Origin of the sequence: Actinoplanes hulinensis (genome assembly GCF_019429605.1) — a bacterium.
GTDB classification, from domain to species: Bacteria; Actinomycetota; Actinomycetes; order Mycobacteriales; family Micromonosporaceae; genus Actinoplanes; species Actinoplanes campanulatus.
This window is the reverse complement of the sequence record NZ_JAHXZI010000009.1, coordinates 338,310-361,561: the sequence shown is the minus strand read 5'-3', so window position 1 is coordinate 361,561 and position 23,252 is coordinate 338,310. Positions and strand designations below refer to the sequence as shown.

Genomic DNA, 23,252 nt, shown 5'->3' with positions numbered 1-23,252 from the left:
TCCACCTCATGGGGCTCCATGTTCGCGATGAGCGTCGTCTCCCTGCTCCCGATCTTCCTCGCCTTCCTACTCGGCCAGCGCTACCTGGTCAAAGGCATAGCCACCACCGGAATCAAATAACAGGAGGGGACCTCCCGATGCGATACAGCCGCCGCACCGCCCTCACCCTCGCCGCCGGACTCCTCGCCGGCACCGCCCTGACCGCCTGCTCCGGCAGCGGCGGCGACGCCGGCGCCGAACTGTCCAAGGACCCGGTCACCCTGCGGTTCACCTGGTGGGGCTCGGACGCCCGGCACCAGCGCACCCAGCAGGTGATCGACCTGTTCACCAAGGAACACCCGAACATCACCGTCTCCGGTGAGTTCAAGGAGTGGAACGGCTACTGGGACAGCCTCGCCACCACGGTCGCCGCCAACGACGCCCCCGACATCATCCAGATGGACGAGCTCTACCTCGCCTCGTACGCCGAACGCGGCGCCCTGCTCGACCTCGGCACCGCCACGAAACACCTGAACACCGCCGACTTCGACGCCAAGGCCCTCGACACCGGCAAGGTCGACGGGAAGCAGTACGCCGTACCGACCGGCCTGGCCACCTACTCCATGGTGGTCAACACCGACCTGCTCGCCCAGTACGAGATCCCGGTCCCGGACGACGCCACCTGGACCTGGGACGACCTCAAGCGCATCGGCGACCAGATCTCCAAGGCGTCCGGCGGCAAGGTCACCGGCGTACAGTCCTGGGGCTTCGACACCGGCGGCGTCAACATCTGGTCCCGTCAGGCGGGCGGCAGCCTCTACGACGCGTCCGGCAAGGTCTCCGTCGACCCGGCCGTGCTGGCGAAATACTGGCAGTACCTGCTGGATCTGGCCGACACCGGCGTCGCCCCGCCGCCGTCGGTCACCGTCGAACGCGCCTCCGGACCGCTCGACCAGTCCGGCACCGCCACCAACACCTCCGCGTTCGGGACCTGGTGGAACACCCAGCTCACCTCGCTGAAGGCGGCCAGCGGCCAGAACCTGAAACTGCTGCGGATCCCCGGCGAGGCGCAGGCCGCGTCGCCCGGCGCCTACTACAAGCCGTCGATGTTCTGGTCGGTCTCGTCCCGGTCGAAGCACCCGGCCGAGGCCGCCGCGTTCGTCGACTTCCTGGCCAACAACCAGGCCGCCGCCGAGGTCATGCTCACCGACCGGGGCGTGCCCGCCAACCCGCGGATCCTGACCGCGATCACCCCGAAGCTGACCGACACCGACAAGGCCGCCGCCGAGTACCTGACCGGCGTCAAGGTCGGCGAGGCCCCGCGCGTCACCCCGAACGGCGCGAGCGGCATCGAGGCCATCCTCAAGCGCCACACCGAAGAGGTGCTGTTCAAACGGCAGACCCCGGACCAGGCCGCCGCCTCCTTCATCAAGGAACTCCAGACCGAGATCGACGCCGCCTGACGACGGCGTACCGCTGAAAGGACGTCATGTCGCAACCCCGCTATCGCGCGGCCATCGTCGGAACCGGCGGCATCGCCGCAGCCCATGCGCAAGCCTTGAGCGAGCACCGGGCCCGGGCGCGCCTCACCGCCGTCGTCGATCTCGACGAGGTACGGGCACGCACGTTCGCCGAAGCATGGGACGCGCCGACGGTCGCGCCCGACCTGACCACGCTGCTCGCATCCGGTGACGTCGATCTCGTGCACCTGTGCACGCCGCCGTCCACGCACGCCCCGCTCGCCCTGGAGTGCCTGCGGGCCGGCGTGAACGTGATCCTGGAGAAGCCGCCCACCCTGTCGCTGGCCGAACTGGACACTCTCGCCGAGGCGTCCCGGACGTCCGGCGCGCACGTGGCGACGGTCTTCCAGCACCGGTTCGGCGCCGGCGCGGTCCGGCTGCGGGCGATGGCCGCGGCGGGCGAACTGGGCCGCCCGCTGCTGGCCACCTGCGAGACCCTCTGGTTCCGCGACGCCGCCTACTTCGAAGTGCCGTGGCGGGGCCGCTGGGAGACCGAGGGCGGCGGCCCGACCATGGGTCACGGCATCCACCAGTTCGACCTGCTGCTGTCGGTGCTCGGGCCGTGGGAGCAGGTCACCGCGGTCGCCGCCCGCCGGGACCGGGACGTCGACACCGAGGACGTGTCGATGGCCCTGGTCACGTTCGCCGACGGCACGGTCGCGTCGGTCGTCAACTCGGTGATCTCGCCGCGGCAGGTTTCCGCGCTGCGGTTCGATTTCAGCCACGCCACCGTCGAGTTGTCGCACCTCTACGGCTACACCGACGCCGACTGGACGATCACCCCCGCGCCCGGCCACGCCGCCGTCGCCGCGCGCTGGGCCGAATCGCCGTCGACCGTCGAAAGCGGCCACGGCGGCCAGCTCGCCGCGGTCCTGGACGCGCTCGACGACGGCACCCCGCCACCGGTCACCATCGAGGAGACCCGCCAGACCATGGAATTCGCCGCCGCCGTCTACGCCTCCGCCTTCACCGGCGCCCCGGTCCGCGCCGGCCAGATCGGCCCGGACAGCCCGTTCGCCGCCCGCATGGACGGCGCCGGCGCTCCCTGGCAGGCGGTGCGTTCGCGATGACGATCAACGTTGATCACCGGCTGGGTGATTCGGTCACGGTTTCCGTTTCCGGCAAACCCCTTTTCTCGTACGTGTACGCGCCCGACACCCAGCAGTTGGAATCGCCGAAGCCCTACCTGCATCCGATCCGTACCCTGGCCGGGGATCTGGTGTCGCTGTACCGCCCGCACGACCACGTCTGGCACAAGGGCATCGCCTGGTCGCTGCCGCACGTCGGCGACCACAACTTCTGGGGCGGCCCCACGTATGTGCACGGCCGGTTCTACGTGCAGAAGGACAACAACGGCACGGCCGCGCACCGGGCGATGACCGAACTGTCCGCCACCGACCGCACCGCCACCCTGGTCCACGAACTGGACTGGACGTCCCAGCAGGGCGAACCGGTGATCAGCGAGCAGCGGGCGCTGACCGCCACGGTCGTCGACGACACGAACTGGGTGCTGGTCTTCGAGACCCGGATGACCAACGTGTCCGGCGGCACCCTCGCGCTCGGGTCGCCGACCACCAAGGGCCGGGAGAACGCCGGGTACGGGGGACTGTTCTGGCGCGGGCCGCGTTCCTTCACCGGCGGAACCGTGCAGTCCCCGGACGGCGTCGGCGCCGACGACCTGCGCGGCAAGCGGGCCGACTGGTTCGCGTTCCGCGGCAGGCACGACGAGTCCGGCCGGTCCTCGACCGTGCTGATGGTCGACGACACGACCAACCCGCAGCACCCGCCGCAGTGGTTCACCCGCAGCGCGGAGTTCGCCTGCCTCAACCCGGCGCCGTTCTTCAGCGAGGAGGTCGACCTGCCCGACGGCGAGAGCCTCTCCTTCCGGTACGCGGTCGTCGTCTCCGCCGGTGATCATGGCGACGCGGGCACCCGTACCCTCGCCGAACTGGGCCGGGAAGCGCTCAGCACGCCCCGAAAGACGGCCTGATGGACGGGGTCTTCCCTGGTGGCACCTCGGTGACCCGCCTGTCGGTCTATCCGGGCGCGTGCGCCGCGGACGGGCTGGCCGGCGGCACCCCGCACATGCATCTCGCGTCGACCGAGGCGTATGTGGTGATCGGCGGGGCGGGGGAGCTGCACACCCTGAACACCGCCGGGCACCGGACGACGCCGCTGTCGACCGGGTCGGTGGTGTGGTTCACGCCCGGCGTGATCCATCGGGCGGTCAACCACGGTGACCTCCAGGTCGTCGTGGTGATGTCGAACGCGGGACTGCCGGAGGCCGGCGACGCGGTCATGACGTTCCCGCCCGACGTGGTCGCCGACCCTGATCGCTATCGGGCGGCGGTGGCGCTGCCGGTCGGCGAACGTCGTGACCTCGCCGTGCGGGGCTTCCTGCGGCTGGTCGCCGATCCGGCGGCGCTGGAGGAGTTCTACGACGACGCGGTGGCGCTCGTGCGGCCGAAAGCCGGCGGCTGGCGGGACATCTGGGCGTCGACCGTCGAGGCACAGACCCGCCGGACCGGCGAGGTGATCGACGCCCTCGCCCACGGCGACGGCCGTCATCTGCGGGCATCCGCGCTGGTCACCGCACCGCAAAGTGAGACGGAACGGCTCGGCATGTGCGGGCGTTTACGAACCTATGACGTACGGAACGCGGTCGCCGCCGGCCAGCCGGTCCACTTCGGCCCGGACGGTCTCAGCCCGTCGTGACCGGCGCGAACCGGACCTCGCGCATGGCCTCGTAGAACGGCCGGTGGTAGGCGTCGAGGGCGGCCAGCCGGGGATCGTTGTCCGGGCGGACCTCGTGCCGGGTCGCCCGGACGGTGAACCCGGTGCTGGCCTCCACATCGACGTGCCAGGCCCGGGTCCGGTCGAAGGCCGCCTGCTCACCGGACTGCCAGCGCAGCGCCTCCGGACGGTACGGCAGCCCGGTGACCTCGCAGAACCGTGCCGTCGCCGGCTCCGGGGCGGCGGCCACCTCGTCGCCGTCGAGCACCAGCGGCAGCCGCCCGGTGGCGTCACGGACCGCCGCGAACATGCCGTGCAGCCGCTCGAACCCGATCTCGTCCCGCGCCAGTCCCGGGTTCATCGCGAAGTGGGACGCCACCACGGCCGCCGGATCCCGGATCATGAACGTGTTCGTCACCGCCGTGTAGACGCGGCCGTCGCGCAGGATCTCGTCGTACGGGTAATCGGTCGTCTCCTTCAGGAACACCCGCCGGCCGGTGCGCTCGCCGAGCGCCAGGATCAGCTCGAACAACTCGCCGGTGCTGTGCGCGCGGTCGCCGTCGATGTCGAAGTGGCCGACCGCGTACAGGTTGGAGAACGGCTCGTGCACCACCGCCAGATCGCCGCGTTCGATCAGCATCCGCAGGAACGCCGTCGACCGCGACCGGGGCACCGCCCACAGCGCGATCACCGGGGTGGTCACTGCGACCACTCGGTCGGCTCCCGGTCCCACCGGTGCGCCCGCAACTCCTCCAGCAGGGCCGGATCCAGCGGCGGGGCATCACTGGCGGCCAGGTTGGCGTGCACGTGGCGGACCTGGCGCATGCCCGGGATCACCGTGCCGACCGCCGGGTGGCGCAGGATGAACCGCAGCGCCAGCTCCGGCAGGGTCGTCCCGTCCGGCACGATCTTGGCGAGCGCGTCGGCGCGGGCCACGCTGGCGATCAGGTTCTCCGGGACGAAGTAGCTGTTGCGCCAGTCGCCCTCCGGCCACGTGCTGTCGGTGGTGAGGGTGCCGGTCAGGCTGCCCTCGTCGAACGGCACCCGGGCGATGACCGCGACGTCCAGCTCGCCGGTGACATCGAACAGCTCGTCCTCCGGCGCCTGGTCGAAGATGTTGTAGATGACCTGCACCGCGTCGACGCGCCCGGTGCGCAGCGCGGCGATCCCGTTCCACGGCTCCCACCGGTTGAGGCTCAGGCCGATGCCCTCGACCAGGCCGCTCGCCCGCAGTTCGTCGACCAGATCCAGCCAGCGGGGATCGCCGGCCCAGGAGTCCTCCCAGACGTGGAACTGCAACAGGTCGATCCGGTCGGTGCCGAGGTTGTCCAAACTCTTGTGCAGGTAGTCGCGGACGTGGTCGGCCGGGAACACGTCCGCCAGCCGTGACGCCCGGGTCGACGGCCAGGTGCGGTCCTTCGGCGGGATCTTCGTGGCCACGTACAGCCGGCGGCCGGGGTGGCGGCGCAGCAGCTCGCCCAGCAGCACCTCGCTGTGGCCGCGCCCGTAGATCCAGGCGGTGTCGAAGAAGTTGCAGCCGGCCTCCACCGCCGCGTCCAGGGCGGCGTTGCCGGTGGCGTCGTCGGCGCCGGTCCAGCCGCCCTCACCGCCGGCGATGCCCCACATCCCGTAGCCGACGTCACTGACCTGCCAGCCCAGCCGGCCGAACCTGCGGTAGCGCACGCTGTCTCCTCCCTGCCTGGACGTCGTGATGATGGGTCAGCGCCAGCGGTTGCCGCCGCTGCCGAAACGGGTCTGCTGGTCCGCGCCGACGCCGGGCGCCGTGATGCCGGCGACCCGGGCGAACCCGCGGTGCAGGGTCAGCCGGACCACCGCGGTGACCGGCCGGACCAGCTCCTCGACGGCGGCCCGGGCGGCCACCGCGGCCGGCGTGGTGTAGCGGGCCTCGTACACCGCCGCGCCCAGCAGCGGGGCGAGCGTGCCGTACAGCTCCCGGGCCCGTGGGTCGAGGCACACCTCGAGCGCCCGCTGCCAGGCGACGTCGAGAACCTCCAGGCCGGGCGCCTCGTAGACACCACGGCAGCGGGTGCCGATGATCCGCCGCTCCACCACGTCGCGCAGCCAGATCCCGTGCCCGGCGCCCAGGTCGCGGGCGGTCTCCAGCACAGCGACCGGGTCGGCGCCACTGCCGTCCACGTCGACGACCCGGCCCGCCTCGAAACCGACCGTGACCGTCCGTGCGGCGGCCGGGGCCTCGCCCGGCCAGGCGCTCCACCGGGGCGCCAGGCTGCGGTCGTCGACCGGGGTGGCGAGATCCTCCAGCGCCGTCGACTCGTGTGAGGCGCCGGCCAGGGTGGCGTCGGTCGACCGGTCGGCGTCGCTGCCCCGGTCGAGCAGCAGGCCGGTGTCCTTCACGGCGCTGACCATGGCGGCGCGGCCGGGGAACCGGGCGAGCGCCGCCGGGTCGGTCCACGGCGCGTAGACGGCCAGGTCGGGGGCGAACTCGCGAGCGTACGTGGCGAAGCGCCGCTGATCGTTGCCGCCGCCGACACAGCCGTGTGCCAGCACCGTGCGGCCGTCGGCCCGCAGCACCCGGCTCAGCTGCTCGACCAGCACGAGCCGGGACGCGCCCGTGGTGTTCCAGTAACCACCGTCGTGGCGGGCCTGATGGCGCAGCAGCTCCAGGCCGATCTCCGCGGTCCGCGGCCGCAGGTCCACCACGGTGACCGGCAGCCCGGAGGCCCGCAGCGAGCCGGCCAGGTCCTCGATCTCCTCCGGGCGGCTCTGACCCAGGTCGGCGACGTAGTGGTGGGCGTCGGCACCCTGCTCCCGCAACCACACGCCGAGGGCGAGGCTGGACAGGCCGCCGCCCTGGAAGACGCCGACGCGCTCGCCGGCGAGGTCCCCGTGTCGCATTGTCGACGCCTTTCGTCGGTGGGCAGCCCGGATCGGGCCCGGCCACCCTAACAACGCGCTCCATCGTGGAACAAGACCTTGGTCGGTGGCGACTGTCTATGTTAGAAACGGAAACAGTAATCACGCGTACGAATGTCAACTTTCCTGTGACGCGGATTTATCGTCTCGTTTACATTTCCTTCTTGAGGTTTGCGATCGACATTGTCCGTGAATGGAGCCGAGAGGACCCGCTGTGGAATCCGGATCGCCCGCACTGCACCTCGCCACCGTGCCGCCGGCCGGCGTCGGACCGCCCCTGCCGATCCCGGACGGCGCCTCGGTCATCGACCTCTTCGAGGCGGTCGCCGCCCGGGCGCCACACCGCCCGGCCCTGCGCCACGGTGCCCGGACCTGGACGTTCCAGCAGCTCAACCGCTATGCGGACAGTGTCGCGACAGCCCTCGCCGGCCGCGGGGCCCGGCCCGGCGACTTCGCGCCCCTGGTCGTCGCCGAGGGCGCCGAGTTCGCCGTGGGGCTGCTCGCGGCGATGAAGGCCGGCACCCCGTTCGTGCCGATCGACCCCCGCTGGCCCCGCGCCCGGCTCGCCGAACTGTTCCGCCAGCTGTCCGCCCCGGTGGTCCTCTCGGTCCGCGCCACCGCTGCCGTCCTCAGTGGACTCCCGGCTGCCGGAAATGTGCTCGAGATCGACGGCGTCACCGTCACCGAAGATCGATTCGACGGCGGCCGCCCGGGACCGGAGGATCTCGTCTACGGATATTTCACCTCCGGTTCCACCGGCACCCCGAAATGTGCACTGAACCGTCATCGCGGACTCGTCAATCGGATCACCGCGATGTCCCACCATTTCGGTGACGGCGCCGGCCAGATCGTCCTGCAGAACAGCAAACCGACGTTCGACTCGTCGATGTGGCAGCTGCTGTGGCCGCTCACCACCGGCGGCCTGGTGATCCTGCCGGACCGGCGCGGCATCCTCGACCTGGAGCAGACCTGCCACCTGCTGGCCCACCACCGCGTCACCATCACCGACTTCGTGCCGTCCGTGCTCGGCGCCCTCGTCGACCTGCTGGAACTGCGCCCCGAACTACGGACCGAACTGTCCGGCCTGCGCCGGATGCTGATCGGCGGCGAGGAGGCCAACGCCACCGTCCTCGACCGGCTCTGGACGATGCTGCCCGGCCTGCGGATCACCAACACGTTCGGGCCGACCGAATGCTCCATCGGCTCGGTCTTCCACGACATCACCAGCGCACACGGCCCGATCCCGCTCGGCACACCCATCCCCAACACCGCCGCCGTCGTGCTCGACGACCACCTGCGCCCGGTCCCGCCGGAAACCGTCGGCGACATCTACATCGGCGGCCTCTGCGTCGGCGCCGGCTACCTCGGCGACCCCGAGCGCACCGCCCGCAGCTTCCTGCCCAACCCGTTCCCGCAGATCCCCGGCGACCGGATCTACCGCACCGGAGACCTCGGCCACCACACCCCCGACGGCCTGCTCATGTTCGACGGCCGCCGCGACGACCAGGTCAAGATCGGCGGCGTACGGATCGAGCTCGCCGAAGTGCGGCGCACACTCACCACCCACCCGTCGGTACGCGCCGCCGCCGTGATCGCCCGCGGCGCCGACGACAGCCGCTCCCTGGCCGCCTTCGTCACCCTCCGCCCCGGCGCCACCCCGCCCTTTCTGCTCGACTGGCTGCGCGACCGGCTGCCCCCGGAGACCGTGCCCCGCACACTCACCGTCGTGGACGACATCCCGCTCACCCCGCACGGCAAACTCGACCGGCAGGCCCTGGACCGCCTCGCCCGCGAGGCCGCCGACGCCGCCGCCGTCGAACCGCCGGCCACCGTCCACGAGGAACTGGTCGCCTCGGTCTGGCGCGAGGTGCTCGGCCGCGCCGAGGTCTCGGTCACCGTCCCGTTCACCGACTACGGCGGCACCTCACTGACCGCGCACCGGCTCAGCACCCTGCTGGAGATCCGGGAGGGCCTGCCGGTTCGCCTGAGCGACCTGCTCGCCGCCGGGACGGTCCGCGCGCAGGCCCGCCTGTTCGAGGCGGGCGCCGCCACCCCGGCCCGCCGGGTCGCCACCGCACTGCTCGACCGCGACGCCGACCCGGCCGGCCTGATCGGCGACGACCCGCCGAAGCCACCGGCGCTCACCGGCCGGCTCCTGCTGACCGGCGCGACCGGCTTCATCGGCGCCCACCTGCTCGCCGAACTCGTGACCCGGCCCGGGGTGCGCCTGCACTGCCTGGTCCGGGCCCGCGACGCCGCCGCCGGGGCACACCGGCTGGCCGCCGCGCTCGCCGCGTACGACCTGACCGGGCCGCTCGCCGCACTGGGCGACGCGCTCGCCGACGGCCGGATCCGGGTCGTCGCCGGCGACCTGGCCGCGCCCCGGCTCGGCCTCGGCGAACCCGCCTTCGCCGAGCTGGCCGGCGACGTGGACGCGATCCTGCACGCCGGTGCGCTGGTCAACTTCCTGCACGACTACCACGGGCACCGGCCGGCCAACGTGCACGGCACCCGCGAGCTGATCCGCCTGGCGGCCACCGGAGCCGGCTGTCGCCTGCACGTGCTCTCCACGTTCAGCGTCTTCCCCCGGACGGTCCCACCCGCTCCCGGCGCCCTGCCGGCCCTGGAGACATCTCCGGACGGCGGCTACGACCAGTCGAAGCTGGTCACCGAGCACCTGCTGGCCCGGGCCCGGGCGCTCGGGGTGGACTCGGTGGTCTACCGGCTCGGCGAGATCTGGCCGCACCGGCGAACCGGGGCGCCCAACCCGGCGTCGCTCGCACACTCGGTGATCTACGCGGCCGCCCGTACCGGCGTGGTGTTCCCCACCGCGGCCCGCAGCGACCACCTGCCGGTCGACGTGCTGGCCGCCCGGCTGGCCGCCGCCGTCCTCGGCGAGACACCACCGCCGCGGGACGCCACCGTGCACCTGCTGCGGCAGCAGGGGCTCGCCTTCGCCGACGTGTTCGCCCGGCTCGCCCACGCCGGGGCGGGCCCGCTGGGCTACACCGAGTTCCGGTCCCGGCTCACCGCGCTGGCCGAGTCCGACGGCGCCGACGACCGCCTGGTCCGGGTCGCGATGCTACTCCCACCGCCCGGCGACGACCCGCTGACCGCCCCGCCCGCCTTCGACGCCCTCTTCACCGACAGCTCCCGGCACGTCACCGCAACGGGGGAGAACCCCGCCGCCGGTGGACCGCTGCCGGACGTGGCGGCCTTCCTGGGCCGGCTCGGCATGACAGGGTGAACCCAAGCCATCGTCCGTCCACTGTGATTGGTTGCCGTGTTGCTGGATCCCGCTCTGCTGGCCGTCTTCATCGTCGCCGTCCTGGTCATCTGCGTGACACCCGGCCCGGACATGCTCTACATCCTGGCCACCTCGGTGAGCCAGGGCATCCGTGCCGGACTGGTCGCCTCGGTCGGCATGTCCCTGGGCATGCTGGTGCACACCGTCCTGGTCGCCGTCGGCCTCGCCGCCGTGATGTCCGCGGTCCCGGTGCTGTTCGACGTGATCCGCTACGCCGGCGCCGCCTACCTGCTCTACATCGGCATCCGCGCCTGGCTGGACAGCTCCTCGGCCGCCGCCATCGAACAGCGGCCACCGGTGCCGCTGCGCACGGTCCTGTGGCGGGCCACCATGACGAACCTGCTCAACCCCAAGATCGTGCTCTTCTACCTGGCGTTCCTGCCCCAGTTCGTGGCGCCCGACCTGGGCACGCCCGGCCTGCAACTGTTCCTGCTCGGCATGATCTTCGTGGTGATCGGCCTGATCATCGACTCGCTGATCGCGGTCGGGGCCGGCCGCCTCGGTGAATGGCTCCAGGGCCGCCGCGGCCTGGGCAGACTCCTCGACCGGATCGCCGGAACCGTGTTCGTGGCCCTGGCCGCCCGTCTGGTCATCGCCTGACCGCAACCCGCGACGCGACTTCACCCCGTTCGTGGGCGCCGTGGCCTACCTCGGCGCGCTCGGGCCGGACAGCGCCGCCGACGCGCTGACCGAACGTGCTCAGCGGCTCCGCGAGCGAACCGCCGCCGACGAGAAGGCCCTGGCCGACGTGCTCGGTCAGGACCTGCCACGGCTGTACATGATCGAAGCGGAGTACGCGCTGCACCAGGCCCGCTCCGAGCTGGCCTGGATCGCCGCCACGATCGAGGAGATCCGCACCGGCCGGCTGCCCTGGCCGGCGCCCGCGATCCAGGAGGGCCCGTGAAGTTCGGCATCTACCCGCGCGGCCGGGCCGCAACGACGTGCTCGCACCCGGACGACCCGGCAGCCATCGGCGCCCTCGTTCTCGGTGGCCGAGCCGCCCGAGTGGCTCGGCGGTGACGGCGCCTTCTGGAACCACCTGGCCACGACACCGGCCGAGCTGTTCGGCCTCCGTGACGCCGACAGCGGCTCCACCGAACCCCTCGGCAGCCTGGGCCTGGTCACCGACACCTACCGCCGCAAGGCCGCCTTCGACACCTACCGCGACGTCATCCACCGATGCGGTAGGTCACCTCACTGAAAGCCTCACTTCTCCCCGTGCAGGGCGGCGTCGACCAGCTCCTCGAAGGTGCACCGGTCGGCGGGGGAGAGGTGCCCGAACATCTCCGGCAGCCGGTCGGCGACGTCGGCATGGAGCGCGTCGCCGATCTCCTTGCCCTCCGGGGTGCTGACCAGGGTGCAGAGGCGCCGGTCATTGTTCTGACTGGTGCGCTGGACCAGGCCGCGGCGCTCGGTGCGGTCGATCAGACCACTGAGCCCGGGTTTGGCCAGGCCGAGCAGCTGGGCCAGCTCCGTCATGCCGCGGGGCTGGTCCTTGACGAGGCAGAGCAGCTGGGCCTGCGCGGTGGTCAGGTCGTGCTCGGCGCAGATCTGCGTGAACCGCCGCTGGATCAGGGTGGACAGGCAGACCAGGTGGTTGCCGAAACCCGGGCTCGCTGTCATGGGCGTCATCCTACCTTGCAAAAATTCGCGCCGCGAACTAGTTTCGTTCGCGCCACGAACTTTCTCTGGAGGGCAGTCCCATGACCAACGCATTCGACGCCTACGACCTCGCCGGCACCAAGCTGGCCAACCGCATCGTGATGGCGCCCATGACCCGCAGCCGCGCCCACGGCCCCGGCAACAGCCCGACCGACCTGAACGCCACCTACTACGCCCAGCGCGCCACGGCCGGGCTCATCGTCAGCGAAGGCATCCAGCCGTCGGTGGTCGGCCAGGGCTACACCGACACGCCCGGCCTGCACAGCGAGGAGCAGGTCACCGCCTGGCGTAGGGTCACCGACGCCGTACACGCCGAAGGCGGGGTGATCTTCGCGCAGCTCATGCACAGCGGCCGGATCGGCCATCCCAGCCTGCTCCCGGACGATCTGATCCCGGTGGCGCCGTCCGCCGTCCGGGCCTCCGGGCAGGTGCACACCCACAACGGCATGCAGGACCTCGTCACCCCGCACGAGCTGACCGAGGCGGAGATCGCCGGCACCATCGCCGACTTCGCGTCCGCCGCCCGCAACGCCATCGCCGCCGGCTTCGACGGGGTGGAGATCCACGGCGCCAACGGCTACCTGGTCCACCAGTTCCTGTCCGACAACGCGAACCAGCGCACCGACGGCTGGGGCGGCACGACCGAGGGCCGGATCCGGTTCGCCGTCGAGGTGGCCACCGCGATCGCCGCGGCCATCGGCGCCGACAAGCTCGGCATCCGGCTGTCGCCGAACAACCCGTACAACGACATCACCGAGACCGATACCGGCGAGATCTACCCGGCCCTCGTCTCCCGGCTCGCGCCGCTCGGGCTCGCCTACCTGCACCTGGTCGAGAGCGGCGACCGCGAACTCACCCGGCGGCTGCGCGCGCAGTGGCCGGGCACGTTCATCCTGAACCCGGCCACCCTCCCGCGGTACACCGGGCCGCAGGAGCTCGCCCTCATCGAGGACGGCACCACCGACCTGCTCTCCTACGGCGGGCTCTTCATCGCCAACCCGGACCTGCCGGCGCGGCTCGCGGCCGGCGGGCCCTACAACACCCCGGACTACGGCAAGGCGTTCGGCGGCGATCACACCGGCTACATCGACTACCCGTCCCTGTCCGCCTGACCTCTTCTCCGCTGCCGGGGTGCTCCCTCTGCCAGGGCACCCCGGGGGTGTGCTGCGACACTGGGGCCGCGTACCGGCGAGACGAGGTGGAATTGACGGAGAGCAGGGCCCTTCCCGAATGGGAGCGGATCAGCGTTCTGCGGGCCGAATCCGAGTACGAATCGGTGAAGAAAGAAGTGCGCGTGGCGTACCTCATCTGGGTCTTCTCGGGGATCTTCGGCGGTCACCGCTTCTATCTGGGCGACACCGGGCGGTCGATCGCGATGCTGTTCACCCTCGGTGGCCTCGGCGTGTGGACGCTGATCGACCTGTTCCTCATTCGCGGCCGGGTCCGCGCGGTGAACCGTGCCCGCCGCGCCGCCGTCATGGCCCGGCACGGGATCATCGACGTCGCGTTCGGGAGTGAACGCCGCCTCGGTGGGTAGACGGTTGATCGCGTCCTGACTAGCTTCACGGGAGGTGTGATGACCGGGCGTCGATTGCGTGACTCCGTGGTGCTGGTCACCGGAGCGTCGAGCGGGGTCGGCCGTGCCACCGCGCTGGCACTAGCCGCCGAGGGAGCGAGGCTGGTCCTCGCCTCGCGCAGCGGCGAGGCGCTGGCCGAGGTGGAACAGCAGTGCCGGGCGCGCGGCGCGGAGGTGCTGGTGGTACCGACCGACATCGCCGATCCGGACGCGGTCGAACGGCTGGCCTCATCCGCGGTACGGCGATACGGGCGGATCGACACCTGGATCGAGGCGGCGGCCGTCGGCATCGCCGGGCCCCTGGGCTCGGAGTCGGTGGACGAGATCCGGCGCCTCATCGACACGAACGTCTTCGGCACCACGCTGTGCGCCCGCGCCGCCATCACCACCTTCCAGGCCCAGGGCCACGGCACACTGGTGATGGTCGGGTCGCTGCTGTCGCTGTTCCCGAACCCGATGGTGCCGCTGTACTCGATGAGCAAGTTCGCGATCCGCGGCCTGGCGCTCAACCTGCGGCAGGCGGTCGCCGGGAACCGCCGGATCCACGTGAGTCTCGTGCTGCCCGGGCCGATCGACACGCCGTTCTTCGTGCGGGCCGCCAACCACACGGGCCGCCGGCTGCGGGCCATTCCACCGGCGTACGCGCCGGAGCGTGTCGCCGCCACGATCCTCGCCTGCGCCCGCCGCCCACGCCGGCAGGCGACCACCGGAGTGGTCTCCCACCTGGCGCTGGTCGCCTCCCGGCTGGCGCCGCGTGCCACCGAGGCGGCGGTGGCCCAGTGGAGCATGAGACTGGTGACCGGTCCCACGGCGGCGCCGGCCAGCCGGGGATCGCTGTTCGACGCGCCGCCGACCGGGGCGGTGCACGGCGGATACCGGCGCGGCCGGCTCCGCCGCCGCCTCGGCGAATGGCTGGCGGGCAGCGCCCACCAGGTCACGGACGGGTGAGTGGGGCGTCTGGTCATCGGGTACCTGAACCGCTGAGCCGATCGGACTCAGCCCACGTAGCGGCTGACCGTCAGGTGAGACGGGTCGGGGCGGCCCGCCGGTACCAGGACGGTGAAGACCTGGCCGGGGTGGTCGAGGACGAAACGCCAGGTGCCGGACTCGGTGCGCTCCTCGGCCCGGATGAACGGCGGTGGCGCCGGTTCGGCCAGCTCCGGCCACTCGGTGTCGATCAGGGCGACTGCCATGGCCAGGGCCTCGGCCCGGGTCAGCGGTGGTGTCGGTTCTTCGGTGACCCTCCGGTCCCGCTTCCAGAAGCTGGAGATCGAGGCCTTGACCATCTCGTACGCCGCGTTCCCGGCAATGCCACCGCCGATGATCTCGGCGGCCGCGAGCCCGATGTCCATCGCCGTCGACCCGTACGGGCCGGGCCGGGGCGGCACCGGCTCGCGGTACTCGATCCGGTCGTCCACGGCGTACAGGTTCGCCAGGGTGCCGTGGCCGGGTAGCGCGCCGAGGCGGCCGTGCAGGGCGGTGCCCTGGGCGGCGTCGCGTAGCCAGCGGCAGAGGGTGAACACCTCGACGCCGGCCCGGTCGTGCACGGCGGCGGCCAGGAGCCGGCCGGTCTCGGCGATGAGGCCCCGCGTGCCGGCGTCGACCGGTTCACCGGGGTCGGCGAGCCACGTGACCGTAACCTCGTGGATCCGGGCACCCATCGTGTACAGGAAAGCCTCGATCCACCCGGACTCGCCCGACACCGGGTCCGAACCGGGCGTGTCGAATTCCTGTCCGCATCCGACACAAGCCACCGTGAATCCGTGCCGCAGCTGCCTCGGCGGGCGGGGCGAACAATGGTGCGGGGCGGCTTCGTCGGCTTTCATGCGGAACTCCCGTGTGGACTGACAGGACCGGGACAAGTATTTGATCAAGGGATCTGTCGATGCGTATGTGTACCGTCGCGGCCATGATCGAGAACATCAGGCTGGCCATCGTCGGAGTCGGGAACAACACGTCGGCACTCGTACAGGGGATCAGCCTGCACCGGAGTACCGGGACGCTGGTCGGGTCCGGCAACCGGAGATCGGCGGCTTCGGCGTCGGTGACATCGACATCGTCGCGGCCTTCGCGATGTCGGAGGCGAAGGTGGGCCGCGATCTGCATGAGGCGATCTTCCAGGCGCCCAACAACTTCGGGCCATTGGAGGCGGATCTCGCTCCGGCCGGAGTAGCGGTGCGGCGGGGACTGACCGATGCGGACGGGATCGAGGACGTCGCCGCGGCGATCAAGGACGTCGAGGTGGTGCTCTACTCGGCGCCCAGCGGACGTCCTGCGACGGCGCTCGCCTACGCCGAGGCCGCGCTGCGGGCGGGTGCGGCGTTCATCAACACGACCGCCGACCCGGTCGCGCGGGATCCGGAGCTGCTCGGGCGGTTCGAGGCGGCCGGGCTTCCGTTGATCGGGGACGACCTGGCCAGCCAGTTCGGGTCATCGGTGGTGCACCGGGCGCTGCTGCGGCTGCTGGAGGAGCGCGGGCTCACCCTGATCAGCTCCTATCAGGTCAACCTCGGCGGCACGGAGGACTTCCGCAACCTCGTCGAGAACCCCAGCACGAAGAAGCAGTCGAAACTCAACGCCCTCGGATCGGACCGGGTGCAGATGGCGCCACTGGGCTACCTGCCGCACCTCGGGTCGCAGAAGGTTGCCCACATCAACATTGAGGCGCAAGGGTGGGGCGAGGCTTCCGTCAATCTGGACGTACATCTGAAAGTGCATGACCCGAGCGGAGCCGCCGGCGTCAACATTGATCTGGTACGTCTTGCCGCGTCCGCGAAGCGGGCCGGCCGTGGCGGCTATCCCACCGAGGTGGCGTCGTTGCTGAAATCGCCGCCCGGAACGGCGGTCTGAGCGACCGCGTCGCCTGGACTTGACGGCACGCTCGCCAGCCGGGACGGCTTGACGCCGTTCGCACCATCGTTGATTCCGACAGATGCTCTTATATGAGAGCACTGCTCTTGACGGTGAGCGGGTGTTTGCTGTTCACTGTTCTCAAGCGAGAGCGGTGCTCTCAAAAATGCGGGAGGCGTCATGCGATACCTGGCACCCAAGAGCGCCGGCAACCTGTTCAACGACTTCGCCAAGTGGCTCACCGCCCGGGGGATCAGCCTGCTCGGCAGCCGCGTCCTGGCCGTCCGGGGCCGCAAGAGCGGCGAAGTCCGCACGACGGTGGTCAATCTCTTCACCCACGAGGGCGAGCGCTATCTGCTCGCGCCGCGAGGACACACCCAATGGGTACGCAATCTGCGCGCTGCCGGTGAAGGGGAGCTCCGCCTCGGTCGCCGCACCGAACCGTTCACCGCGGTCGAGGTCGAGGATGCCGCCAAGCCGCCACTGATCCGCCTCTACCTGCGCAAATGGGCGTGGGAGACGGGCGCCTTCTTCGACGGCCTGAAAGCCGACTCACCCGAGGCCGACATCGTGGCCGCCGCCCCCGGCTTCCCGGTCTTCCGCATCATCACCCGCTGACCGCCCCAGCACCGCCATCTTCCCGTAGCCGCGGGACAACGTGCGAGACCGAGGCGGCGGGAGGCGCGATCATGGGCGCTTCGGCACCCGATCCGGTGGGAAAGCGTCCAAGATTGCCAGACGCTGGCGGGCCAGCGCGGGTCGCGGTGTTCGGGTAAGTTGCCGGGTCGTGGGCATTGTACGGGTGTTCGAACAGGATGACTACCTGCCGGAGTACAGCCTTCTCGTGCTGCGTGACACCAGCGTCGAGTGGAGCGACGAGGAACCGGACCTTCCGCGCCACCGGGATCGGGGGGACGAGCCGACCGGCACCCTGGCAGGGGCCGGAGGTGGCTGGCTCACCGGGCAGGCGCCCGGCGACGGGGTTCACCGCGTGGTCCTCGAACTGCACGACACGGCCCCGCCCCAGGACCACGCCGACTGGGCGGACGTCATGGAGACGCCCTACCGGTCCAGTTCCGGTGGGCTGTCGCTGACCACCCTGACCGGTGGCGTCGGGCCCGTCGACTTCGAGATCGGGTACGAGGAGTGGTTCCGCGCCCGGGTTCGCCGGCGGCCCGCCCACACCGCCGGCGAGCACCGGTACGACTGGCGGATCGGGTTCTGGCCGGACAGGAATGTCGAACCGCCGGTCTGGCTGGCCCGCGGCACCCCGGCGATCGGGCCCCGCAACGACGGCTGGCACGCCATGCTGCCGTACGACGTGATGTCCGTGCTCTATGTCGTGATCAACGCGGCCGGGGCGCACGGCGGGCCGGTCACCGCCGACCAGGTGCAGGCCTGGCACGTGGTGCCGCACCTGTTCCCACCGGGCTGGATGGACGACCCGCTGCCCGCCGGCGCGAAGATCGACGCCTACGCCGCCCAGCTCGGCGTGCCGCCGGTACGCCGGAAGCGGGACGTGCTCACGTTCATGGCGGCCGCCGGCATCCTGGCCCGCGAGGACGGCGACCGCTATCGGGCCGGACGATTCGAGCCCATCGACACGATCCTGTCGCTACCGCCTGCCAAGGTCGACTTCGTGCGCCAGATGGACGCCACCAGCCGCTGGCAGCGCGCCGGCGATGACCTCGCGTCCGTGTGGCGCTGGAGCCGCGCACAGCCCCTGGAGACGACCGGCGCCGAACTCTCGGCCCGGCTGCTGATCGGCGAACCCGACCTGGCCGACGTCGTCAACCATCTCGGATCCGGCATTCACCTGATCCTGAGGTGATCTTGAAGGAGCTTGTGCCGACGAAAGCCGGCGGGCTAGCGTATTCGCCGAGAATTGCCGGTTAACTCAGCGAAAGGTTTTGTCGCATGGTCATTCCACCGGCCCTGCCGCGAGAACGCCTCTGGCGGATCCCTTTATGACCACTCCCGACGAAGACTTCGGCCGGCCCGCAAGCCCGGAGAAACCGGTCGACGGAGAGGACATCCGGCTCGCGGATATCGTGCGTTCTTCGCACGATGCGATTGTCGGCGGAACGCTCGACGGTGTGGTGACCGCCTGGAATCGGGCGGCCGAACGTCTCTACGGTTACCACGCCGAAGAGATCATCGGCAGGCGTGCCGACAGGCTCTATCCGCACTGGTGCCGGGCCGGCGAGGCGGCTGTTCTCCGCCAGGTCGCCGGCGGCGAACGGCTCGACCAGTACGTGACCGAGCGGATCCACCGGGACGGGAGCACCATCACGGTCCGGCTGAGTGTCTCGCCCATCGCCGACGACACCGGCAGGATCGTCGGTGTCGCCGCCATCTCCCGTGACGTTCGTGGCGCCGCCGGGCCGGAGAAGGCGGACCGCGCCCGGGTCGTCCTGCCCGCCGGCACCAGCCACGAGTTGCGTACCCCCTTGCAGGCCGTCATCGGCTTCACCGGCACGCTGCTCCTGCGCCTTCCCGGACCACTCAACGACGAACAGGAACGCCAGCTCGAACTCGTACGGCAGAGCGCCCGGCACCTGCTGGACCTGATCAACGACCTGTCCCGCCCGGCGGAATCCTGACGATCGCGGGGAATGGGCGTACCTCGATCGAGCGATAGCCGATCGCGCTCGCCTGTGGATATGGTTTGGCATTGGCCGATCGATGCGGTCGGATGGTGTGTGAACCGTGGAGCCCTGGCAACTGGCCGCCTTGGCCAACGCGATTATTCTCGTCGCCTATCTGGCGATCTCGCTTGCTATCGGACGAGGATTATGGCGCGCCCGGCAATGGCGCAGAAATCCACTCGGCCTGGCGACCGCGGCGATCTTCTTCAGCTGTGCGGTGCACCACGGCTCACATACGGTGCACCTCATGCTTCCCTATTTCGGCTGGGGAACGCATTCGGGGATCGCCATGCGCCATGCGTTCGGATCGAGTTTCAACGTCGGCTGGGACCTCGCGACCGCCGCGGTCGCGGTGTGGTACTGGACGTTACGCGGCCGGTTTCCGGCTCTGGTGCGCGGCGCCGCGGTGTTCGAGGATCTCCGGCTGCGGCAGGCAGCGGAGGCGACGCTGCGTGCCAGTGAGGAGCGCTACCGCGGCATCGTGGAGACCACCAGCGAAGGTGTGCTGCTCCTCGACGGCGACGGCCGGATCGGTTATGCCAACAGCCGGTTCGCCGAGATGCTGGGCCGGCCGGCCGCCGGGCTGCCGGGAACGGCCGTGGTGGACCTGGTGGCCGAGGCGGACCGGCAGGTCGCCGAGCGAGAGCTGGCCGGGGCCCTGGAAGGCGGAACCCGCCGGCTCGAGGTCGGGCTGCTCCGCGACGGCGGCCGGGTGATGTGGGCGCAGATCGCGTTGACGGCGCGGGCCGGCGACCACGGTGTCCTCGCCATGGTCGCCGACGTGACCGAGCAGAAGAACGTCGAGGCACAGCTACGCCAGGCGCAGAAGCTGGACGCGGTGGGCCAGCTCGCCGGCGGGGTGGCGCACGACTTCAACAACCTGCTGACCGTCATCGACGGCTACGCGGCCCTGCTGATGGCCCGGGCCGACGAGGCGTCCTCCCGCGACCTCACCATGATCAGGGAAGCGGCGACCCGGGCCGGGGCGCTGACCCGGCAACTGCTGGCCTTCTCCCAGACCCAGGCCACCGAGGTACGGGTGGTGAACGTCGTGGGCCTGGTCACCGGACTCGAGGAGATGCTGCACCGGCTCATCCGCGAGGACATCGAGCTGGCGGTGACGACCGCAGTGCCGTCGTTGCCGGTTCGAGCCGATCCCGGCCAGCTGGAGCAGGTGATCGTCAACCTGGCCGTCAACGCCCGTGACGCGATGCCCGGCGGCGGCATTCTGACCATCGCCACCGACCACGTCGACGTCGGCCCCGAGCAGGCCACCCAGCTGGGCGGCCGGCCCGGAGAATACGCTCTGATCACCGTCGCCGACACCGGTGACGGCATGTCCGCCGAGGTGGCCGCCCGGATCTTCGAGCCGTTCTTCACCACCAAGGAGCAGGGCAAAGGCACAGGTCTGGGCATGTCCACCGTGTACGGCATAGTGGCCCAGGCCGACGGGCACATCCGAGTGGACTCGGAACCGGGACGAGGCACCGTCATCGAGGTGCACCTGCCCATCACCACGGCGCCGACCGTCGACATCCCCGCCCAGCCCATGCCGCAGGAGCTGGCGACCGGGACCGAGACGATCCTGTTCATCGAGGACGATGCCGCCGTACGGATGCTCACCGAACGGATTCTGCGAACCGCCGGATATCACGTCCTGTCCGGCGCCGACGGCCGCCAGGCCCTCAAGATCGTTCGCGGGAACCCGGACATCAGTCTGCTGGTCACCGACGTCATCATGCCGGGCATGAACGGCCGGCAACTGGCCGACCGGATCACCGCCATGCGGCCGGGCCTACCGGTGATCTTCACGTCCGCGCACACCCGCGGCGTGCTCACCCTCAACCCGGACGACCCGACCGTCGCCTTCCTGGAGAAGCCCTACACGGCCACCGGAATCACCCAGAAGGTCCGCGCCGTGCTGGACGCCCGTACCGCTTCGACCGCAACGAATTGAGGTATCCGGTGTCAGTCGACCAGCCCGGGAATCCCGAGAACGCCACGGTGGCCGGCACCGTGCTCTACATCGAAGACAGCGCCATCAACACCATCCTCGTCGAACGCATCCTCAGCAGCCGCCCGGCCGTGGTGTTCGACTCCGCGCCGGACGGCCGTACCGGACTGGACAGCGCCGCCCGGCTTCACCCCGACCTGGTGCTGCTCGACCTCACCCTGCCCGACATCAGCGGGGAACAGGTGCTCACCCGGCTCCGGGCCGAACCGGCCACCCGGGCCATTCCGGTGATCGTGGTCAGCGGCGAGACCGACGACGCCGTCCACCAACGGGTCCTGGCCCAGGGAGCGCTGTGCTGCCTGACCAAGCCGTACGACATCGAGGACCTGCTCCGGCTCGTGGACCACTCGCTCGGAGCGGGCCGGCGCTGACCCGTCGTCCGGCGGCCTACCCGGACACCCAGAGAACGGCGAGGCAGACGTCGTCATCGGGCGAGTCTCCCCCGAGCATCTCCCGGACGATCCGCTCGGCCAGCTCCTGGGCGTCCGGCAGCGGCCACGAGCGGTCAGCCGCCAGCTCACCGAACGCCCGCACGGCGACCTGCGGCAGCCGTCGCGCATCGGACGCCTGCGGACCGCTGTGACGGTCGATCAAACCGTCGGTGTACGCGCACAGCACCGTACCCGCGGCCATGGCCAGGTGCTGCCCGGAGAACTCCGCGTCCGGAAAGACTCCCAGCGCCGGATCTTCCCGCCGCAGCGCGACGACCGCCGGATCGCCGGTTTCGCCGGGCAGAAGCAGCAGGGGTACGGGGTGGCCGGCGTTCGCCAGACACAGAAGGCCGGTCTCCGGATCGTAGATCGCGACGACAGCGGTGGCGAACGTGTCGCCCGGAAGACTGGCGATCAGCAGCCGGTTGAGCCGGGTCAGCAGGCGGCCCGGATCGGGATCCTCGTGGGCGTACGCCCGTAGCGCCGCGAGGATCGAGGCGATCGCCGCCGCGGCCGGCTGGTCGTGGCCGGCCACCTCACCGACCGACAGCAGGATCCGGCCGCCGTCGACCTGCTGGACGTCGTACCAGCCGGTGCCGATGTCCAGCCGTTCGGGGGCGGCCAGATAGATCGCGCCCAGCTCCACACCGGGCGCCGCGGGCAGCTCCCTGGGCAACACGGCCCGGTGGAACGCGTCGGCGGCGCGGCGCTCCGCATCCCACTGCGCCTGCGCCTGCTGGCCGGCGCGCTGGGCATGGCGGATCTGGGTGACATCCTGGGCGACCCCCCGCATGGTCCGCGGCGCCTCCCCGGCCCGCCGCCCCGGCGTGGTCGCCCGGCACGACACGATCAGTTCATGGACGACGCCGTCCATGGCCGCGACGCGGATCTCGGTCCGGTCGGATTCACCCGTCCGCCAGACCTTCCCGGCGATGGTCAGCAACCTGGCGAGATCGTCCGGATGCACACGCTGCCGCAACTGGTCGAGGCCCACCCTGGCGGACGGAAGCCGGAGCAGGTCGCACAAGCCGGTCGACAGCACGATCATGCCGGAATCCGGGTCCAGATCCCACATGCCGGACCGGGTGAGCCGATGAGTCTCCGCCAGCCGGTCAGCGCAGTCCGTGACCAGGTTCCGCCAATGGTCGGTCAGATCGTCGGCCGGGCACACGGGTTGCCGGCCCAGCGACACGCCCCCGGCCGCGTCGACCGATCCGGCGAGCCCGGCTGCCTGCTCCGCGACGCTCCCGGAACCCAGAAGGGCGTCGATCGTCGCCAGCACCATGCCCGGTTGCGCCGGTTTGAAGATGACATCCCGGACGCCGCAGGCACGGGCCATCGGCTCGATCTCGTCGTGGCCGTAGTGTGCGGTGCTGAACGCGATCGGTATGTGGCGGGTCGCCGGCTGGGCACGCAGCAGGCGAGCCAGTTCGTAGCCGTCGAGATGCGGCATCATGACATCGGTGATCACCGCATCCGGCGGGCGCCGGTACGCCAGTGACAACGCGGTGCCGCCGTCAGCGGCCTCACAGGTCTGATGCCCACGGTAGTTCAGCAACGTGCGCAGGAAGTCCCGGCAGACCGGGTCGTCATCGACAACCATCACCGTCGACATCGATCTCCCATCACGAGAAGTC

General features: G+C 70.9%; 23 protein-coding genes. 17 read left to right on the top strand and 6 right to left on the bottom strand.

Annotated elements, in window-relative coordinates; translation table 11 throughout:
- The first annotated feature begins 137 nt into the window (after nt 1-137).
- The 4 genes from KZ829_RS19645 to KZ829_RS19630 are packed head-to-tail and all read left to right on the top strand — an operon-like array spanning nt 138 to nt 4,214.
- Nucleotides 138-1,442 carry an ABC transporter substrate-binding protein gene (locus KZ829_RS19645; RefSeq protein ID WP_220145357.1) on the top strand — a complete coding sequence of 435 codons (1,305 nt, stop codon included), beginning with the start codon at nt 138-140 and terminating at the stop codon, nt 1,440-1,442.
- A 26-nt stretch (nt 1,443-1,468) separates the two neighbouring features.
- Nucleotides 1,469-2,569: a Gfo/Idh/MocA family protein gene (locus KZ829_RS19640; protein WP_220145356.1), complete on the top strand. Its 1,101-nt coding sequence runs from the start codon at nt 1,469-1,471 to the stop codon at nt 2,567-2,569.
- The gene (locus tag KZ829_RS19635; protein ID WP_220145355.1) at nt 2,566-3,489 is read left to right on the top strand and encodes a DUF6807 domain-containing protein; all 924 of its coding nucleotides are present in this window, start codon (nt 2,566-2,568) and stop codon (nt 3,487-3,489) included. The genes KZ829_RS19640 and KZ829_RS19635 overlap by 4 nt, the downstream gene beginning before the upstream one ends.
- Nucleotides 3,489-4,214, top strand: a complete 726-nt coding sequence (locus KZ829_RS19630) for a cupin domain-containing protein (RefSeq protein ID WP_220145354.1) — start codon at nt 3,489-3,491, stop codon at nt 4,212-4,214. Before KZ829_RS19635 ends, KZ829_RS19630 begins: the two co-directional genes overlap by 1 nt.
- Here KZ829_RS19630 and KZ829_RS19625 read toward each other — a convergent pair.
- Genes KZ829_RS19625 through KZ829_RS19615 form a run of 3 tightly spaced genes read right to left on the bottom strand, consistent with a single transcriptional unit; the run spans nt 4,201 to nt 7,109 of the window.
- On the bottom strand, nt 4,201-4,944 hold the full coding sequence (locus KZ829_RS19625) for a sulfotransferase-like domain-containing protein (protein ID WP_220145353.1): 744 nt from the start codon (nt 4,942-4,944) through the stop codon (nt 4,201-4,203). The genes KZ829_RS19630 and KZ829_RS19625 overlap by 14 nt on opposite strands.
- Nucleotides 4,932-5,915, bottom strand: coding sequence for an aldo/keto reductase (locus KZ829_RS19620; protein WP_220145352.1), 984 nt, complete (start codon nt 5,913-5,915; stop codon nt 4,932-4,934). The genes KZ829_RS19625 and KZ829_RS19620 overlap by 13 nt, the downstream gene beginning before the upstream one ends.
- A 36-nt stretch (nt 5,916-5,951) precedes the next feature.
- Entirely contained in the window at nt 5,952-7,109 is a 1,158-nt protein-coding gene (locus tag KZ829_RS19615) for an argininosuccinate synthase domain-containing protein (protein ID WP_220145351.1), read from the bottom strand.
- 232 nt (nt 7,110-7,341) lie between these two features.
- Here KZ829_RS19615 and KZ829_RS19610 point away from each other — a divergent pair, with 232 nt between their 5' ends.
- The 4 genes from KZ829_RS19610 (at nt 7,342) to KZ829_RS19595 (ending at nt 11,635) form a co-directional block, all read left to right on the top strand.
- Nucleotides 7,342-10,374, top strand: coding sequence for a non-ribosomal peptide synthetase (locus tag KZ829_RS19610; protein ID WP_220145350.1), 3,033 nt, complete (start codon nt 7,342-7,344; stop codon nt 10,372-10,374).
- Nucleotides 10,375-10,410: 36 nt separating this feature from the next.
- Nucleotides 10,411-11,034 (top strand): LysE family translocator, encoded by a 624-nt coding sequence (locus KZ829_RS19605; RefSeq protein ID WP_220145349.1) that lies wholly within the window; start codon nt 10,411-10,413, stop codon nt 11,032-11,034.
- Between the two features lie 31 nt (nt 11,035-11,065).
- On the top strand, nt 11,066-11,338 hold the full coding sequence (locus KZ829_RS19600) for a hypothetical protein (RefSeq protein ID WP_220145348.1): 273 nt from the start codon (nt 11,066-11,068) through the stop codon (nt 11,336-11,338).
- 84 nt (nt 11,339-11,422) lie between these two features.
- On the top strand, nt 11,423-11,635 hold the full coding sequence (locus KZ829_RS19595) for a hypothetical protein (protein ID WP_220145347.1): 213 nt from the start codon (nt 11,423-11,425) through the stop codon (nt 11,633-11,635).
- A 5-nt stretch (nt 11,636-11,640) separates the two neighbouring features.
- Here KZ829_RS19595 and KZ829_RS19590 read toward each other — a convergent pair whose 3' ends face one another.
- A complete protein-coding gene (locus KZ829_RS19590) occupies nt 11,641-12,057 on the bottom strand; it encodes a MarR family winged helix-turn-helix transcriptional regulator (RefSeq protein ID WP_220145346.1) in 417 nt (138 codons plus the stop codon).
- 80 nt (nt 12,058-12,137) lie between these two features.
- Between KZ829_RS19590 and KZ829_RS19585 the strand changes: the two genes are divergently transcribed.
- The 3 genes from KZ829_RS19585 (at nt 12,138) to KZ829_RS19575 (ending at nt 14,620) form a co-directional block, all read left to right on the top strand.
- Entirely contained in the window at nt 12,138-13,208 is a 1,071-nt protein-coding gene (locus tag KZ829_RS19585; RefSeq protein WP_220145345.1) for an alkene reductase, read from the top strand.
- 92 nt (nt 13,209-13,300) lie between these two features.
- Complete coding sequence (locus KZ829_RS19580) at nt 13,301-13,633, top strand: TM2 domain-containing protein (RefSeq protein ID WP_246635858.1); 333 nt, start codon at nt 13,301-13,303, stop codon at nt 13,631-13,633.
- Between the two features lie 39 nt (nt 13,634-13,672).
- Nucleotides 13,673-14,620, top strand: coding sequence for an SDR family NAD(P)-dependent oxidoreductase (locus KZ829_RS19575; RefSeq protein WP_220145344.1), 948 nt, complete (start codon nt 13,673-13,675; stop codon nt 14,618-14,620).
- A gap of 47 nt (nt 14,621-14,667) precedes the next feature.
- On the opposite strand, the gene KZ829_RS19570 is transcribed toward KZ829_RS19575, so the two are convergent.
- Nucleotides 14,668-15,333 (bottom strand): hypothetical protein, encoded by a 666-nt coding sequence (locus KZ829_RS19570; RefSeq protein ID WP_220145343.1) that lies wholly within the window; start codon nt 15,331-15,333, stop codon nt 14,668-14,670.
- Between the two features lie 232 nt (nt 15,334-15,565).
- Between KZ829_RS19570 and KZ829_RS19565 the strand changes: the two genes are divergently transcribed.
- The 6 genes from KZ829_RS19565 (at nt 15,566) to KZ829_RS19540 (ending at nt 21,555) form a co-directional block, all read left to right on the top strand.
- The gene (locus tag KZ829_RS19565; RefSeq protein WP_308285577.1) at nt 15,566-16,522 is read left to right on the top strand and encodes an inositol-3-phosphate synthase; all 957 of its coding nucleotides are present in this window, start codon (nt 15,566-15,568) and stop codon (nt 16,520-16,522) included.
- Between the two features lie 180 nt (nt 16,523-16,702).
- A complete protein-coding gene (locus tag KZ829_RS19560; RefSeq protein WP_204300450.1) occupies nt 16,703-17,140 on the top strand; it encodes a nitroreductase family deazaflavin-dependent oxidoreductase in 438 nt (145 codons plus the stop codon).
- A 184-nt stretch (nt 17,141-17,324) separates the two neighbouring features.
- Nucleotides 17,325-18,353 carry a hypothetical protein gene (locus tag KZ829_RS19555; RefSeq protein WP_220145342.1) on the top strand — a complete coding sequence of 343 codons (1,029 nt, stop codon included), beginning with the start codon at nt 17,325-17,327 and terminating at the stop codon, nt 18,351-18,353.
- A 136-nt stretch (nt 18,354-18,489) separates the two neighbouring features.
- On the top strand, nt 18,490-19,125 hold the full coding sequence (locus KZ829_RS19550) for a PAS domain S-box protein (protein ID WP_220145341.1): 636 nt from the start codon (nt 18,490-18,492) through the stop codon (nt 19,123-19,125).
- 292 nt (nt 19,126-19,417) lie between these two features.
- The gene (locus KZ829_RS19545) at nt 19,418-21,127 is read left to right on the top strand and encodes an ATP-binding protein (RefSeq protein ID WP_246635857.1); all 1,710 of its coding nucleotides are present in this window, start codon (nt 19,418-19,420) and stop codon (nt 21,125-21,127) included.
- Nucleotides 21,128-21,135: 8 nt separating this feature from the next.
- Nucleotides 21,136-21,555 carry a response regulator gene (locus tag KZ829_RS19540; RefSeq protein ID WP_220145339.1) on the top strand — a complete coding sequence of 140 codons (420 nt, stop codon included), beginning with the start codon at nt 21,136-21,138 and terminating at the stop codon, nt 21,553-21,555.
- A gap of 16 nt (nt 21,556-21,571) precedes the next feature.
- On the opposite strand, the gene KZ829_RS19535 is transcribed toward KZ829_RS19540, so the two are convergent.
- A complete protein-coding gene (locus tag KZ829_RS19535) occupies nt 21,572-23,230 on the bottom strand; it encodes a fused response regulator/phosphatase (protein WP_220145338.1) in 1,659 nt (552 codons plus the stop codon).
- Nucleotides 23,231-23,252 lie beyond the last annotated feature (22 nt).